The sequence below is a fragment of the Erwinia sorbitola genome (assembly GCF_009738185.1).
GTDB lineage: Bacteria > Pseudomonadota > Gammaproteobacteria > Enterobacterales > Enterobacteriaceae > Erwinia > Erwinia sorbitola.
In genome coordinates this window covers 3,211,175-3,226,107 of sequence record NZ_CP046509.1, presented here as the reverse complement: position 1 = coordinate 3,226,107, position 14,933 = coordinate 3,211,175, and the positions used below count along the sequence as shown (strand labels likewise).

13 protein-coding genes are annotated in these 14,933 nt (G+C 55.4%); 4 read left to right on the top strand and 9 right to left on the bottom strand.

The genetic code is table 11. The features are described from left to right. Positions 1-93: 93 nt before the first annotated feature. The gene (locus GN242_RS14495; RefSeq protein ID WP_156287725.1) at positions 94-1,551 is read right to left on the bottom strand and encodes an AlkA N-terminal domain-containing protein; all 1,458 of its coding nucleotides are present in this window, start codon (positions 1,549-1,551) and stop codon (positions 94-96) included. Between the two features lie 167 nt (positions 1,552-1,718). On the opposite strand from GN242_RS14495, the gene GN242_RS14490 reads away from it, so the two are divergent. The 3 genes from GN242_RS14490 (at position 1,719) to pnuC (ending at position 4,215) form a co-directional block, all read left to right on the top strand. Continuing rightward, positions 1,719-2,222, top strand: a complete 504-nt coding sequence (locus GN242_RS14490; protein WP_154752094.1) for a methylated-DNA--[protein]-cysteine S-methyltransferase — start codon at positions 1,719-1,721, stop codon at positions 2,220-2,222. Positions 2,223-2,381: 159 nt separating this feature from the next. Beyond that, a complete protein-coding gene (gene nadA / locus GN242_RS14485) occupies positions 2,382-3,449 on the top strand; it encodes a quinolinate synthase NadA (protein ID WP_156287724.1) in 1,068 nt (355 codons plus the stop codon). 64 nt (positions 3,450-3,513) lie between these two features. Beyond that, positions 3,514-4,215 carry a nicotinamide riboside transporter PnuC gene (gene pnuC, locus GN242_RS14480; protein WP_154752092.1) on the top strand — a complete coding sequence of 234 codons (702 nt, stop codon included), beginning with the start codon at positions 3,514-3,516 and terminating at the stop codon, positions 4,213-4,215. A gap of 36 nt (positions 4,216-4,251) precedes the next feature. Here the strand turns inward: pnuC and zitB are convergent, their stop codons facing one another. The 4 genes from zitB to GN242_RS14460 form a co-directional block, all read right to left on the bottom strand. Then, complete coding sequence (gene zitB, locus GN242_RS14475; RefSeq protein WP_154752091.1) at positions 4,252-5,181, bottom strand: CDF family zinc transporter ZitB; 930 nt, start codon at positions 5,179-5,181, stop codon at positions 4,252-4,254. After that, on the bottom strand, positions 5,162-8,311 hold the full coding sequence (locus GN242_RS14470; protein ID WP_231617102.1) for a hybrid sensor histidine kinase/response regulator: 3,150 nt from the start codon (positions 8,309-8,311) through the stop codon (positions 5,162-5,164). Before GN242_RS14470 ends, zitB begins: the two co-directional genes overlap by 20 nt. Beyond that, the gene (locus tag GN242_RS14465; RefSeq protein WP_156287723.1) at positions 8,293-8,883 is read right to left on the bottom strand and encodes a response regulator; all 591 of its coding nucleotides are present in this window, start codon (positions 8,881-8,883) and stop codon (positions 8,293-8,295) included. The genes GN242_RS14470 and GN242_RS14465 overlap by 19 nt, the downstream gene beginning before the upstream one ends. A gap of 117 nt (positions 8,884-9,000) precedes the next feature. Then, positions 9,001-9,330 carry a protein YbgS gene (locus tag GN242_RS14460; RefSeq protein WP_156287722.1) on the bottom strand — a complete coding sequence of 110 codons (330 nt, stop codon included), beginning with the start codon at positions 9,328-9,330 and terminating at the stop codon, positions 9,001-9,003. 292 nt (positions 9,331-9,622) lie between these two features. On the opposite strand from GN242_RS14460, the gene aroG reads away from it, so the two are divergent. Continuing rightward, positions 9,623-10,675 (top strand): 3-deoxy-7-phosphoheptulonate synthase AroG, encoded by a 1,053-nt coding sequence (aroG, locus tag GN242_RS14455; protein ID WP_154752088.1) that lies wholly within the window; start codon positions 9,623-9,625, stop codon positions 10,673-10,675. A gap of 57 nt (positions 10,676-10,732) precedes the next feature. Here the strand turns inward: aroG and gpmA are convergent, their stop codons facing one another. The 4 genes from gpmA to galT all read right to left on the bottom strand — a co-directional run bounded on the left by gpmA (position 10,733) and on the right by galT (position 14,864). Next, positions 10,733-11,485: a 2,3-diphosphoglycerate-dependent phosphoglycerate mutase gene (gene gpmA, locus GN242_RS14450; RefSeq protein ID WP_154752087.1), complete on the bottom strand. Its 753-nt coding sequence runs from the start codon at positions 11,483-11,485 to the stop codon at positions 10,733-10,735. A 156-nt stretch (positions 11,486-11,641) separates the two neighbouring features. Beyond that, positions 11,642-12,673, bottom strand: coding sequence for a galactose-1-epimerase (gene galM, locus GN242_RS14445; protein WP_154752086.1), 1,032 nt, complete (start codon positions 12,671-12,673; stop codon positions 11,642-11,644). Then, positions 12,667-13,815, bottom strand: coding sequence for a galactokinase (galK, locus tag GN242_RS14440; protein WP_154752085.1), 1,149 nt, complete (start codon positions 13,813-13,815; stop codon positions 12,667-12,669). The genes galM and galK overlap by 7 nt, the downstream gene beginning before the upstream one ends. Next, positions 13,812-14,864, bottom strand: coding sequence for a galactose-1-phosphate uridylyltransferase (gene galT, locus GN242_RS14435; RefSeq protein WP_156287721.1), 1,053 nt, complete (start codon positions 14,862-14,864; stop codon positions 13,812-13,814). The genes galK and galT overlap by 4 nt, the downstream gene beginning before the upstream one ends. Positions 14,865-14,933: the final 69 nt, after the last annotated feature.

The following is a 14,933-nucleotide window of genomic DNA, read 5'->3' as shown; positions in this document are numbered from 1 at the left end:
GCGCCTTTTTGCTATCTGCGATGCCAGCGCGGCACGTCCCTGGGTAAATAGTTGCGCGCCCTCGTAGGGGTCAGGCACGCCTGACCCGCCGGCCTAAACCAACTTTCCGCTATGCCAGATATGCATCACCGCATAGCTTCGCCACGGACGCCATGCCTGAGAGCGCGCCTCCGCCTGTTTAACGCTAAGACCGCCAAGGTTATTACGCACTACGATATCTCCCGCCGGAAACGCGTCTGGCCAGCGTAGAGCGCGCATAGCAAGGTATTGTGCCGTCCACTCGCCAATTCCCGGCAGGGTCAGCAGTTGCGTAATGGTCTGCTCGGTATGACTGGCGGCATCCAGCTGCAATTTTCCCTGTGAACAATGCTCCGCCAGCGCCAGGATGCAGCGGCTGCGGGCACTGACGATTCCCAGACTGGCAATCTCATCTACAGTACATTGCGCCACCCGGGCAGGCAGAGGGGAAAGGTGCGTCAGCCCGGCAACAGGCGTTTCGATCTCTTCACCCAGCGTCGTAGCAAATCGACCGCCCAGCGTAGCAGCTGCTTTCACGGTGATCTGCTGTCCGAGAATGGCGCGCATCGCCATCTCAAAACCATCAAATGCACCGGGAACCCGTAATCCTGGATTAGCCAGCACAGAAGGGCGCAATAACGCATCCTGGCTCAGATGCTCCGCAATCAGGTCAGGGCGGGCGCTCAGATCAAACAGATTTCTCAGGCGGCGCAGCAAAACAGGTAGCACGGGATTCAGTGAGTGTGTGAATTCTACCTGTAACGCTTTCTTCTCAACCTGCTGCGTCACTCTTATCCAGCCATTATGCTGCCCCAGACGAACGGTACGCGCATAACTGCTATCATCCACACTCTCTACCCCCATCAGCGCACGACGCCGCAGAAAGGCCAGCATCGCCTCCCAGTCATAAGGGGCGCGATAGCTCAGTTGCAGCATGGAAGTATCACCGCCGTTGAGGTGGCCTTCGCGGGCCTCGCGATGCTTACGCAGATGAGTGGGAGGCATACGATACTGGCTGCTGAATGCAGCATTAAAGCGCCGCAGGCTGGAGAATCCACTGGCAAAGGCAATCTGCGTAACCGGCAGGTGGGTCTCGCTCAATAACTGTTTAGCCAGCAGCAGTCGCCGGGTCTGGCGCAGCTCTTGCGGAGAAACCCCGAGTTCCTTCTGCACAATACGGCGAAGCTGGCGCAGGCTGAGATGAAAACAGGCGGCGATCTCTTCCAGACTATCAACCTGCTCAATCAGCCCTTCATCAATCCGCTGCATTAATCGTTCCGCAATCCGCTGACCGCTATCCACAGGGGCGTGTCCGGGGGCCAGTTCGGGGCGACAGCGCAGGCACGGACGGAAAGATGCTTTTTCTGCTGCCTCAGCACTGTCAAAAAACAGGCAGTTTTCGGCCCGCGGTGCTTTAACCGGGCAAATTGGCCGACAGTAGATTCCGGTTGAGGTCACGCCCACATAAAATACGCCGTCAAAGCGTGCATCACGTGAGGTAAGGGCGCGGTAAGCAGAGGTCGGATCAATCATCTTTATGTCCTGTTGCACACAATTCACTTCAGTGTAGGCATTTAGCACTTCTGGTACTCGCCATTTCCGGACGCGAAATTATTCTGTGCCGGTGTCCGAAAACGGCCAGCGATGCGCCAGCGCCAGGGCATAATACAGCTTACCCCTGACAGAGAAGGAGAGGGAAGATGGCATTCTGGTACAAAATGATGAACTCCCCGGTCGGGGAACTTAAGCTGGTTGCGACGGAAGAGGGGCTGGCAGCAGTGCTCTGGGAGAACGACGATCCGAAACGCGTACGCTTCCGGCCACAGCAGGAAGACCTGCACCACGCGACGCTGCTGGAAGCGGAACGTCAGTTACGGGAATATTTTAGCGGCAAGCGTCAGCAATTTTCACTACCGCTGGTGTTTATCGGCACCGAGTTTCAAAAGAACGTCTGGGCTGCGCTGGTGACTATTCCTTTTGGTGAAACCCGTACTTACGGGCAGATTGCCCAACAGATTGGTAACCCTACCGCCGTGCGTGCGGTTGGTGCTGCCAACGGTCGTAACCCGCTGTCGATTATTGCTCCCTGCCACCGGGTGATCGGTACTAACGGTAAGCTGACCGGGTTTGCCGGCGGCCTGCCAACTAAAGCCTTCTTGCTGCGCCTGGAGGGGGGGCAGCTGTGGACGGAAGAGACGCTTTGACGATCGTCATCACACCCTGAGGCAAAAATTAAAAACCCGGCGACATAAATTCGTAATTCAGCTATTGTGTTTAGCATATAAAACAAACCAGCCGTAGAGTTGGCACCAGACGGGCCTTCTACGTTAATTCGGTTAAGTTGAAGAAACGAGAGTCGCCTTATGAGCCTGATGTTTGATCCTGAAGCTGCTATCTATCCCTTTCCGCCGAAACCGGCCCGTTTATCTGTTGATGAAAAACAGTTTTACCGCGAGAAAATCAAGCGCCTCCTGAAAGAGCGTGATGCGGTGATGGTGGCCCACTATTACAGCGACCCGGAAATTCAGGCGCTGGCGGAAGAGACCGGCGGCTGCGTATCGGACTCCCTTGAGATGGCCCGCTTCGGCAGCCAGCATCCCGCTTCCACGCTGCTGGTGGCCGGAGTTCGTTTTATGGGGGAAACAGCGAAAATCCTCAGCCCTGAAAAAACCATTCTGATGCCGACCTTGCAGGCAGAATGTTCGCTCGATCTTGGCTGTCCGATCGATGAATTCAGTAAATTCTGCGACGCTCATCCCGACCGCACCGTGGTGGTGTATGCCAACACTTCGGCGGCGGTTAAAGCTCGTGCCGACTGGGTTGTCACTTCGAGTATTGCCGTAGAGCTGATTGAGCATCTCGATAGTCTGGGTGAAAAAATCATCTGGGCACCTGATCGCCATCTTGGTCAGTACGTGACGCGCAAAACCGGTGCCGATGTTATCTGCTGGCAGGCAGCCTGTATTGTTCACGACGAGTTTAAAACCCAGGCGTTACAGCGAATGAAGCTGCTTTATCCTGATGCAGCGGTGCTGGTGCATCCGGAATCCCCGCAGGCGATTGTCGACCTTGCCGATGCCGTTGGTTCCACCAGCCAGCTGATCCACGCCGCACAGACCATGCCCCATAAGCAGATGATCGTTGCTACCGATCGCGGAATTTTTTACAAAATGCAGCAGGCCTGTCCGGATAAAGAGCTGCTGGAAGCGCCAACTGCGGGTGAAGGTGCCACCTGTCGCAGCTGCGCTCACTGCCCGTGGATGGCGATGAATGGCCTGAAAGCCATTGCCGATGGCCTGGAGCAGGGCGGGCATGAGCATGAAATTTTTGTGGATGAGGCACTGCGTCAGGCTGCATTGATACCGCTGGATCGTATGCTAACCTTTGCTGCTGATCTGAAAGTTAAAATCATGGGCAAAGGTAATGCCTGATTGCCTGAGGTTACCGAGCACCATTCAGGCTTATAACAGGCTATAAATTGAAGGATTTACCAATATGGATTTTTTCAGTACTTCTAATATTCTGGTGCATATTCCTCTTGGTGCAGGCGGTTACGATCTGTCGTGGATCGAAGCGATTGGCACCATTGCCGGACTGCTCTGTATCTGGCTGGCGAGCCAGGAAAAGATCGTCAACTATGCGTTTGGTCTGATCAACGTTACGCTGTTTGCGGTGATCTTCTTCCAGATCCAGCTGTACGCCAGCCTTTTGCTGCAACTGTTTTTCTTTGTCGCCAATATCTACGGGTGGTACGCGTGGAGCCGGCAAACCAGCGATAATCAGCAAGCGCTGAAAATCCGCTGGCTGCCTCTGCCAAAACTGCTTGGCTGGGGTGCGGCGATTGTCGTGGCCATTGCGCTGATGACACGTTTCATCGATCCGGTATTTGCCTTCCTGACGCACGCCTCAGTATCGCTGATGCAGAGCCTGGGTCTCAACGTGGTGATGCCGCAGCTACAGCCGGATGCGTTCCCGTTCTGGGACTCCTGCATGATGGTGCTGTCGATAGTGGCGATGATTCTGATGACACGTAAGTATGTCGAGAACTGGCTGCTGTGGGTGATCATTAATGTGATCAGTGTGATGATTTTCGCCCGCCAGGGCGTCTATGCGATGGCGCTGGAATATGCCCTGCTGACACTGATTGCCCTCAACGGTTCGTGGCTGTGGATCAAGAGCGCCCGCCAGCCCCGCTAAACGGTCAGGGTCAGGCAGCAGCCTGACCCTGATGAATCAATGGTGATGGTGGTGATGCTCGCCACCGCCCTGAATCCAGTGTAAATCACAGCCTTCTTCATCGCAGCGCTGATACTCAAGCTGCACTGTTGCATGACCAATGCCGTAATGTTCCTGCAGATAGTCATGAATTCGCTGTACCAGCGCATCATGATCGCGCGGCGGGATCACCTGGGCATGCAGCATAATTACCGGCTTCTCTCCCACCTGCCACAGATGCACATGATGTATATGGCGAACCTCAGGAATAGTACGCACCAGCGCGCGTTGCAGTTTATCCACGTTAATATCGCGCGGTGCACCTTCCAGCAGTTCACGGCCGCTCTCTTTCATCAGCGCCCAGCCGCTGCGCAGCACCAGCAAAGAGACGAGAACAGACAGCAGCGGATCAATTGGCGTCCAGCCGGTCAGCATAATGATCAGCGCGGCAACGATAGCTCCTACCGATCCCAGCAGATCCCCAAGCACGTGCAGCGCCGCAGCCCGCACATTAAGATTCTTCTCTTCACTGCCGTTGCGCAGCAGCCAAAATGAGAGCAGGTTCGCCAGCAGCCCGCCGATAGCAATAATCAGCATCATGCCCCCGGCTACGGGTCTTGGTTGCCAGAAGCGTTCTAATGCTTCCCATACAATCAGAACGGTAATCGCCAGCAGGGCAATAGCATTAATAAATGCGGCAAGGGTCGTTAAACGCAGCAGGCCAAATGAGTGCTGCGCTGTGGGTTTACGTCGGGAAAATTGCGTAGCCAGCAGCGCCAGCAGCAGTGCTGCGGCATCGGTAAGCATATGTCCGGCGTCTGCCAGCAGCGCCAGCGAGCCAGAGAGCAGCCCACCCGCCACCTCTGCCACCATAAAGATCGCCGTTACCGTAAAGGCGGCCAGCAGACGGGAGCGATTAGTGTCTTTTTCACTGTGGTTGTGAGCCATAAAATTCCAGTTGAGTGAGTAATTTATCGCTAAATGATACCAATAAAGTTAGCGCAGATTTAGCTGACTGATGAGTTTGTGCCGCTTCAATGATCTGCTGGCACAGACGCTCACCTTCACTGTATCCCAGCAGCAGCCAGCTCCCTTTCATCCTGTGGGCGGCTTTCTCCAGCGCCGTCCACTCTTGCGCGGCTGCCGCCTGGGTCATTGCCTGGCAATCGCGAGCTAATGTGTCACTTAATGTGCGGCACAAACGTTGGAAATAGTGCGCATCATGATGGGCAAGCTGGTTCAGGCGCTGGGCAACGTCGGCAAACAGATCATCGGCGGCATCATCCTGCAATAGCGCGGCAATATCGGTCAGAGAAACGGGCTTGAGCAGCAGATTATCGGCAACCTGCTGCGCCTGTGGGTGGTTGAGGATCTGCGCATCCGCCGAACAGAGCACAATGCGTGTGTGATGCGTTTGATGACGTTCACTGCGGCGCAGGATCTTCGCCAGCGTTACGCCATCCGGGTGAGGCATGCTGAAATCAATCAGCAGTAAGTCCCATTGGGTATGCCGCGCGGCGTCCAGCAGCTCACGACCGTTGGAAAACGTGTCAGCCTGGATACCGCAGTGCGCCAGCTGCTGCTGCATAACCAGAAGGTTGGCCGGATGGTCATCGACAATTGCCACGTGCAGGTGGCGGGTGATAGCCGCAACGGGGCGATCCGCAGTCGCGCTATGCTGCGGTGCATCAATTATCTGCCATGGCAAAATGACGCTAACCCGGGTGCCCTCGCCGGGTGCAGATTGCAAATCAATCGTCCCGCCCATTCGGCTGACAATTTCACGGCAGATGGACAATCCCAGTCCGCTGCCCTGTACCGACATTTGACGGCCAGACGGCGTCTGATACCAGGGTTCAAACAGCCGCTGCTGCTCATCCGGAGGAATGCCGCTGCCGGTATCGGTAACGCACAAACAGAGCCGGGGCGGATCCTCCAGCGCAGTAAGCGTAAGATGGATCTCCCCCTGCGCGGTAAATTTAATCGCGTTACCAATCAGATTATTGGCAATCTGTTGCAGGCGCTCGCCATCAATCAATACCCATGCGGGCAGCGTTGTCTCGGCGCTGACGCGCAGCCGGGGGCCATGCTGGCGCATCAGCGGATGGTAGAAAGCTTCCATGCGCCTGAGCCAGCTCTTCGGCTCCAGCGGGCGCGGCACCAGGCTAAAACTGTTGCTCTCCACCCTGGCATGATCCTGTAAGTCATTCAGCAGCGTCAGCAGACTGGCTGCGCTGCTGTAAATCAACGATAAATTATGGCGCTGGGGCTGCTGTGCCAGTTCCAGCTCCAGCAACCCCAGCACTGCCTGCATCGGCGTGCGTAACTCGTGGCTGACCGTCGCCAGAAACTGGCTTTTCATCCGGTTTTCCCGCTGGGCAACTTCGCGCTCCTGCTCCAGCTGCAATCGCTGCTGGCGTTCACGGCGCTGATCGAGATAACGCCTCAGCAGCAGAATGAGCAGGAAGATAATGGCAAACAGCGCGGCGACCAGCACAAACAGTGATATTGGCCGCATCACGCCCTGATGGCCCTCATCAAAACCTTCCGGCGTGCTGCTCCAGGTTTCCCGCAGCCGTTGCCAGCTCTCAACAGGAATCTGTTGCAGGCTATTATTAAGTAATGCGCGCAGCAGCGGCTGGTCAGGAGCGATACCCAACGCAACGGGCCAGGCGGTATCACTGGCGGTAAAGGCCAGCTGCAACCGGTTGGCATAGCGGCTCTGGATACGCCAGCGTGCAGAAAGAACGTTATCCACCAGTGCATCAATCTGGCCGCTGGCGAGGGCATCGTAAAGGCTGGTGGTGTCATCGAATACCTGAGGCACCACGTCCGCAGGTAGCTGCCGGGAGGCAATGTCGCCGCGCTTTATGCCAATCCGCTTGCCGCTGAGATCCGCCCACTCGCTGACGCTCTGCCCCGATGAACGGATGTAGACGCCCCACAGGGCGCGCCAGACCGGCTGCGTATTGTTTAGCATCGCGCCATTGCCGGTCAGCGGCAGCGTTAGCTGGATTAGCGCACGACCCTGAGTGACCAGCATACCCGCCTGCTGCGCATTGCTGACCCAGTAAGGCTCAAAACGCAGGCCAGTGATCTGACCAATACTGTTGAGTAAATCAACGTTATAACCGGCAGGCTGGCCGCTGGCATTACGGTAGCTCCACGGATAATCGTCGCTGACGGCCGCGTAAATAATTGTTGGGTGTCGGGCAATCCAGCTACGCTCCATCGGGGTCAGGCGCGCGGTATTACTGTCCTGATAGCGCGGTAGTGCGCTGCTCCAGCGCCCCTGAATACCGTTTACCACCTCCATCGGAAGCTGGCGTATCGCGCTATCCAGCTGCTGCGTCAGTGCCGGATCCCTGGTCAGCGCCCTGAGCTGTAACACTCCCGGATCGAGGGGGGAGGCGAGCTGGTAAATCTCACCCTGCTGTAACTGACCCAGCAAAAAACCTGCGCTGGTTTCATCTGCCACAACGTAATCACTGTGTTGATTCAGTAAGCCTGCCAGCGCCTGTAAATCGCTGTCAACGACCTGCCAGCGGTGCCGACTGACGAAATCGGGGTTTACCCGCGTCAGGGTGTCGCGGCTGACGCTGATGCGCGCTTCTGCGGAGTTAAACATCACCGGGCGCAGATTATTACGATTGCGATAGATCCGCAGCGGGCTGCTGAACCAGGGCTGGGTGGCACTCACGCCTGCCGGGAGGGGAGACTGCGGCACGCCGAACAGCACATCCAGCTGTCCCTGCTGCAACGCCTCAAGCATCTCTGAAAGGCGGTTGTAGCCCTTGACGCTGTGGATATTCAGACCGCTGGTTTGCTGCAATGCCACCAGATAATCTGCATTGATACCGTAGAGATCGTTACCGACCACCATATTCCAGGGGGAGCTGCCGCCCAACAGTACGCCAACGCGCAGGTTGCTGCTCCAGCCGGTAGCTGAGGATGTCAGCGGCATCATTTCCTGCGGCAGGGCAATACTGCTGACAGGGCGCAGATTAGCGCAGACGCTGGTGACACAGAGCAGCAGGAGCAGCAGCAGATATTTTGCCCTCACTGGCGAGACTGCCACAGCTGTGCCAGCTCAACCACCGACCTGGCTCCGGTTTTTTCCATAATGTTCTTTTTGTGGGTGCTGACCGTTTTATTACTGATGTGCAGCTGCCCGGCGATTTGCAGGTTTGACTGACCGCGCGCCAGCAGGGCGAGGATCTGTAACTCTTTGGCTGTCAGCAGCTCATGCGGCGTCTCATCCTGTTGCAGGGGAGGAAACGCCCGCTGACCACCCAGCACCGCCAGCACAGCCGACAGCAGCTGGCTGAGGGGCTGCCGCTTGGCTACATAGCCGGATGCCCCGGCAGCTTCTGTCAGACGCGGCCAGAGACGCTCCTCCTGTGCGGAGTAGATCACCACCGGTAACGCCGGGAAATGGCGCTTAATACGTTTCAATAATTGCAGGCCATCTGTATCGGGCAGCCCGATATCCAGAATCACCAGGCCGATCTTTTCACCGTCGAGCAGGGCCAGCGCTTCCTGCTGATTTTCAGCCGCGAATAATTTTAGGGGGAAAGGGGCGTGCGCCAGTGCCGCTTCCAGCGCAACCTGCACCAGCGGATGATCGTCAATCAGCAGCAACGTGGTCATGGAAAAGTCCGAAGTCAAACAGGAGGCTCAGAATAGCCGATGAGAATACGGAAGCAAATGAGAAAGAAAAAAGGAGAGCATCAGCTCTCCTTCTGGTAAATCCGTTATTGTGACGGGTTACTGAGAAGTACCGTCAGTTTTGGTGTCTGCATCGGAGCCAACTTTGCTGTTGATGTCCGGGCATTTACCATCTTTACACTGCGCGTTTTTATTCACTTCATCCGCACTCATACCATTATGGTTTTTCATATCTTTATGAGTGCCGGTGCCGTCAGTATTGATCTTGTCATTGCTGACATGATTTGGGGCGATATTCTTATGTGCGCCAGGGGCGATAGCGCCCGCGTCCGCCGCAGCGTTTGACGCGCCATTTCCGGCAGCCATTGCTGCACCGCTACCCAGAGTCATTGCCGCTGTCAGAAGTACGATTGCAAACTTATTCATCATTATGCTCCGTTAATTATTGAATGTTGCCTGACCTAATCACTCGTTTCGACGAATTAAGGCATTTTATTATGTTCAGAATAAAATCCTGCAAACCTGTCAGGGAGAAATCGTAAGTGGTACAAATGCTTTTAATGCAAGAGATAACGTTTAAAAGTGTAGTATGCATCGCGGAGAAATCAAATTTGAGCGGCGTATTACTGACTTAAGACGATTTACAGGGCAGGGCAGTCGCGATAGATTGAAGGCGATGCGCCTGGTGTGCAGTACGGCAATAAAATTACCTGGAAATATTATGAATTATCAGAACGATGACTTAAGAATCAAAGAGATAAAAGAACTTTTACCTCCAGTTGCGTTATTTGAAAAATTCCCTGCCACGGACAAAGCGGCCAATACCGTTGCTCAGGCCCGCCAGGCAATTCATCATATTCTTAAAAAGCAGGACGATCGTCTGCTGGTGGTGATTGGCCCCTGCTCCATTCACGATACAGCGGCGGCTAAAGAGTACGCCTCCCGCCTGCTGACACTGCGTGATGAGCTGAAAGATTCGCTGGAAGTGGTGATGCGAGTCTATTTTGAAAAGCCGCGCACTACCGTGGGCTGGAAAGGGCTGATCAACGATCCGCATATGGATGGCAGCTTCCAGATTAACGACGGTCTGCGCATTGCGCGACAGCTGCTGCTGGAGATCAACGACAGCGGCCTGCCAGCGGCAGGTGAGTTCCTGGATATGATCACCCCGCAGTATGTGGCTGACCTGATGAGTTGGGGCGCTATCGGTGCGCGTACTACGGAATCTCAGGTGCACCGTGAACTCTCTTCCGGCCTCTCGTGCCCGGTAGGTTTTAAAAATGGTACCGATGGCACCATTAAAGTGGCGATTGACGCTATCGGCGCGGCCAGTGCACCGCACTGCTTCCTGTCGGTGACTAAATATGGCCATTCAGCGATTGTTGAGACTACCGGTAATGAAGACTGCCATATTATTCTGCGCGGTGGCAAAGAGCCGAATTACAGTGCGCACCACGTCAGCGCGGTGAAAACCGGGTTGGAAAAGGCCGGTCTTGAACCGCAGATTATGATCGACTTCAGCCATGCCAACAGCAGCAAGCAGTATAAAAAGCAGCTGGACGTTTCGGCGGATGTGGCGCAGCAGATTGCTGGCGGCGATCGTGCCATTATCGGGGTGATGATCGAAAGTCATCTGGTAGAAGGTAATCAGAGCCTGGAGAGCGGTGAACCACTGGTGTACGGCAAAAGTGTTACCGATGCCTGCATTGGCTGGGAAGATACAGAAACCGTGCTGCGCCAGCTGGCTGATGCAGTGAAAACGCGTCGCGGCTGATGGCACAACGCGCATAAAAAACCCGCCTGATGGCGGGTTTTTTTATCAGCGAAAAACTTACTTCGCTTTGCCCTGGTTAGCAACGGCAGCGGCTTTCGCAGCAATCTCGTCGGCATCACCCAGATAGTAGTGTTTGATTGGTTTGAAGTTTTCATCGAACTCATATACCAGCGGCACGCCGGTTGGGATGTTCAGTTCGAGGATCTCTTCTTCACTCATGTTGTCCAGGTATTTCACCAGTGCACGCAGTGAGTTACCGTGTGCAGCGATGATCACTTTCTCGCCGCTTTTCATGCGTGGCAGAATGGTTTCGTTCCAGTAAGGCAGCACACGATCGATGGTCAGCGCCAGGCTTTCGGTGGTTGGCAGCTGTTCAGCGGTCAGTGACGCATAGCGTGGGTCGTGGCCAGGGAAGCGCTCATCAGCACGATCCAGCTCTGGTGGGGTAACGGCAAAACCGCGACGCCACTGCTTAACCTGCTCGTCACCGTATTTTTGTGCGGTTTCAGCTTTATCCAGACCCTGCAACGCACCGTAGTGACGTTCGTTCAGGCGCCAGGTTTTTTCAACCGGCAGCCACACCTGATCCACTTCATCCAGGATGTTCCACAGAGTGTGGATGGCACGTTTCAGCACAGAAGTGTAAGCGAAATCGAAGGTGAAGCCTTCTTTCTTCAGCAGCTGACCGGCGGCTTTCGCCTCGGTGCGGCCTTTGTCTGACAGATCAACGTCATACCAACCGGTGAAACGGTTTTCATTGTTCCACTGGCTTTCGCCGTGACGTACCAGAACCAGCTTAGTTACAGCCATAGCTTAACTCCTTAATAACTTTACGTTTCTATGATAATGGTGACTGGAAACTGCCGGAAACAACCACACGGCAATTTTAATGTGCATTACCATAGCTGAATTCTGCGCAGCGCGTAAGTCCGTAACGCTCGCGATGCGCGATTTTCATGCGCTTTATCAAACCGGAGTCAGTTGGTAACGAGTTATCGACTGATACGATTCACCTGGTTGCAGCCAGCAGTCGGGCTGAGGCCATTCAGGATGATTCGGCGAGTCGGGTAAAAACTCGCTCTCCAGCGCAATGCCCTGGAAAGCAGTATAGACCCCTTGTTCACGTGCCGGGGTGCCTTCCAGATAATTCCCGCTATAAAGCTGTAATGCCGGTGCGCTGGTAAACACATTTAGCTGCAATTTGCCATCAGCAGACCACAGGGTTGCTGCCGGTTGTTCTGCTCCGCTGTTTAACAGAAACGCGTGGTCGTAACCTTTTACCACCCGCTGATCGTCGTCCTGCATAAAATCCTGCATGATGGATTTCGCCTGGCGGAAATCAAAGCTGGTGCCATCGACTGCTTTTAACGGGGCATTGGGGATGCCTTCGCTGTCTACCGGCAGATAGTGGTCGGCGTTCAGCAGCAGGTGATGCTCACGCGCATCGCCATGTTCTGCATCCAGATTAAAATAAGCATGGTTGGTCAGATTCACCGGACAGGCTTTATCCACAGTGGCGTCATAGCTGATCGACAGCGTATTGCTGTCGTCAAGATGGTAGCGCAGCGTCACCTGTAGTGCGCCCGGGAACCCCTGGTCGCCATCGGGAGAGTTCAGGCGATACTCCACTTCACTGTCGCTTTGGCTGACAATCTGCCAGCGGCGACTGTTGAAGCCATCAGGGCCACCGTGTAGCTGATGTTTCCCCTGGTTGGCGCTGAGAGTAACAGACTGACCATCGCGTTGTAGCTGTGCCTGAGCAATGCGGTTGGCGTAGCGGCCAACCGTTGCACCTAAGTAGGCGCTCTGTTGCAGGTAGTCGGAAGGTGTGGCGCAGCCGAGCAGCGCCTCACGCACATGACCATCGCCCATTGGTACGCGAGCAGAGAGCCAGGTCGCGCCCCAGTCCATAAAAGTGACCACCATGCCGTTTTTATTGCGCAGGGTGGTGATGCGCCAGGGCTGCCCGTCTGGCGCGTGTGAGTCAGGTTTTAGCATACGCCCGCTCCCGCTGAGGCTTTACAGACGTAGAAAGTCTCTTTAATACCGGACTGCGCCTCATATTGTTCTGCGACAGCTGCTTTCACTTCATCAACCAGTTCAAACGGCATCAGCGCGACGATGCAGCCGCCAAAGCCGCCGCCGGTCATCCGCACGCCGCCACGCTCGCCGAGAGTAGCTTTAACAATTTCAACCAGCTGATCGATAGGCGGTACGGTAATTTCAAAATCGTCACGCATTGAGGCGTGCGACTCGGCCATCAGTACGGCCATGCGTGCCAGATCGCCACGGGCCAGTACATCAGCGGCCTCCAGCGTACGTGCATTTTCCGTCAACACGTGGCGCACACGCTTCGCTACCAGCGGATCAAGTGCATCCTGCTGCGCGGTAAACTGACTCAGTTCCACATCACGCAGCGACGTTTTTCCGAAGAACTGCGCTCCGGCTTCACACTGCTGACGGCGCGTATTGTATTCGCTGCCCACCAGACTGCGGCGGAAGTTGGAGTTGATAATGACCACGGCGATATCGGCCGGCATCGGCACCGGACGCGTACCAAGAGTGCGGCAGTCGAGCAGCATGGCGTGATCTTTCTCACCCAGCGCTGAAATCAGCTGATCCATAATGCCGCAGTTACAGCCGACAAACTGGTTCTCTGCTTCCTGACCGTTGACCGCAATCGCGGCACCATCCAGCGGCAGCTGGTACAGGTGCTTGAACACGGTACCTACCGCCACTTCCAGCGACGCCGAAGAGCTCAACCCGGCACCCTGCGGCACGTTGCCGCTGATCACCAGATCCGCACCGGCAAAGCCTGGCGCACGCTTCAGCAGATGTTTCACCACGCCGCGCACATAGTTAGACCACATCTGATCGGGATGGCTGACAATCTCTTCATCCAGCGAGAAGATATCCTGCTGATTGTCATAGTCGGCGGCAATAACCCGTACCTGACGGTCACTGCGTTTTGCGCAGGCGATCACCGTCTGATAGTCAATGGCGCAGGGCAGTACAAAACCGTCGTTATAGTCGGTGTGTTCACCGATCAGATTTACGCGGCCCGGAGCCTGAAGCGTATGGGTTGGGGCGTAGCCGAAGGCAGTATTAAAAATCTGTTGGGTAGCGGTCTGTAAACTCATGGTTGTGCTCCGGTTTCACGGAAATGAATATCGCTGACGGCGCGCAGACGCTCTGCTGCCTGCTCGGCCGTTAAGTCGCGTTGGGTTTCAGCCAGCATTTCATAGCCGACCATAAATTTACGCACCGTCGCTGAACGCAGCAGCGGTGGATAGAAATGTGCATGCAGCTGCCAGTGGTCGTTGGCATCGTCATTGAATGGCGCGCCGTGCCAGCCCATGGAGTATGGGAAGGAGCACTGGAACAAATTGTCATAGCGACTGGTGAGCTTCTTCAGCGCCAGCGCCAGATCGGTGCGCTGTGCGTCACTCAGATCGGGCAGACGCTTAACGTGGGCTTTTGGCAGCAGCAGCGTTTCAAACGGCCAGGCAGCCCACCAGGGCACCACGGCGAGCCAGTGCTCGGTTTCCACCACAGTACGGCTGCCGTCGTGCAGCTCACGTGCGGTGTAGTCAACCAGCATCGGTGAAGCGTGTTTCGCAAAATAAGCTCGTTGCAGATCGTCTTCGCGCTTTGCTTCATTCGGCAGGAAGCTGTTAGCCCAGATCTGTCCGTGCGGATGCGGGTTGGAGCAGCCCATTGCCGCGCCCTTGTTCTCGAAGACCTGCACCCAGGGATAGTGCTGACCGAGATCTGACGTCTGCTCCTGCCAGGTTTTCACCACATCGACCAGACCATCCAGTGATAGCTCTGGCAGGGTTTTACTGTGATCCGGAGAAAAACAGATCACCCGGCTGGTGCCACGAGCGCTACCGCAGCGCATCAGAATATCGTCGCTTTCAGGCGCATCCGGGGTATCCGTCATCAGCGCAGCAAAGTCGTTAGTAAAAACGTAAGTGCTGGTGTATTCAGGATTTTTATCCCCGGTAACACGGGTATTCCCCGGGCAGAGGAAACAGTCGGGGTCGTGTGCAGGCAGTTTTTCCTGCGACGGTGTTTCCTGCGCACCCTGCCACGGTCGTTTGGCACGGTGAGGGGAAACTAAAATCCACTGATCGGACAGCGGGTTATAACGGCGATGAGGGTGATCGACCGGATTAAATTTCTGCATGTTGAGTCCTGATAACCTGTGTTATGCATTTTTGAACTACAGAGAAAAATAGCACAATGTTGATGCGGA

What these genes read in the sequence shown, in the direction of transcription:
- GN242_RS14495 (WP_156287725.1), bottom strand. Translation starts at nt 1,551, where the DNA reads ATGATTGATCCGACCTCTGCTTACCGCGCCCTTACCTCACGTGATGCA.
- GN242_RS14490 (WP_154752094.1), top strand. Translation starts at nt 1,719, where the DNA reads ATGGCATTCTGGTACAAAATGATGAACTCCCCGGTCGGGGAACTTAAG.
- nadA (WP_156287724.1), top strand. Translation starts at nt 2,382, where the DNA reads ATGAGCCTGATGTTTGATCCTGAAGCTGCTATCTATCCCTTTCCGCCG.
- pnuC (WP_154752092.1), top strand. Translation starts at nt 3,514, where the DNA reads ATGGATTTTTTCAGTACTTCTAATATTCTGGTGCATATTCCTCTTGGT.
- zitB (WP_154752091.1), bottom strand. Translation starts at nt 5,181, where the DNA reads ATGGCTCACAACCACAGTGAAAAAGACACTAATCGCTCCCGTCTGCTG.
- GN242_RS14465 (WP_156287723.1), bottom strand. Translation starts at nt 8,883, where the DNA reads ATGACCACGTTGCTGCTGATTGACGATCATCCGCTGGTGCAGGTTGCG.
- GN242_RS14460 (WP_156287722.1), bottom strand. Translation starts at nt 9,330, where the DNA reads ATGATGAATAAGTTTGCAATCGTACTTCTGACAGCGGCAATGACTCTG.
- aroG (WP_154752088.1), top strand. Translation starts at nt 9,623, where the DNA reads ATGAATTATCAGAACGATGACTTAAGAATCAAAGAGATAAAAGAACTT.
- gpmA (WP_154752087.1), bottom strand. Translation starts at nt 11,485, where the DNA reads ATGGCTGTAACTAAGCTGGTTCTGGTACGTCACGGCGAAAGCCAGTGG.
- galM (WP_154752086.1), bottom strand. Translation starts at nt 12,673, where the DNA reads ATGCTAAAACCTGACTCACACGCGCCAGACGGGCAGCCCTGGCGCATC.
- galK (WP_154752085.1), bottom strand. Translation starts at nt 13,815, where the DNA reads ATGAGTTTACAGACCGCTACCCAACAGATTTTTAATACTGCCTTCGGC.
- galT (WP_156287721.1), bottom strand. Translation starts at nt 14,864, where the DNA reads ATGCAGAAATTTAATCCGGTCGATCACCCTCATCGCCGTTATAACCCG.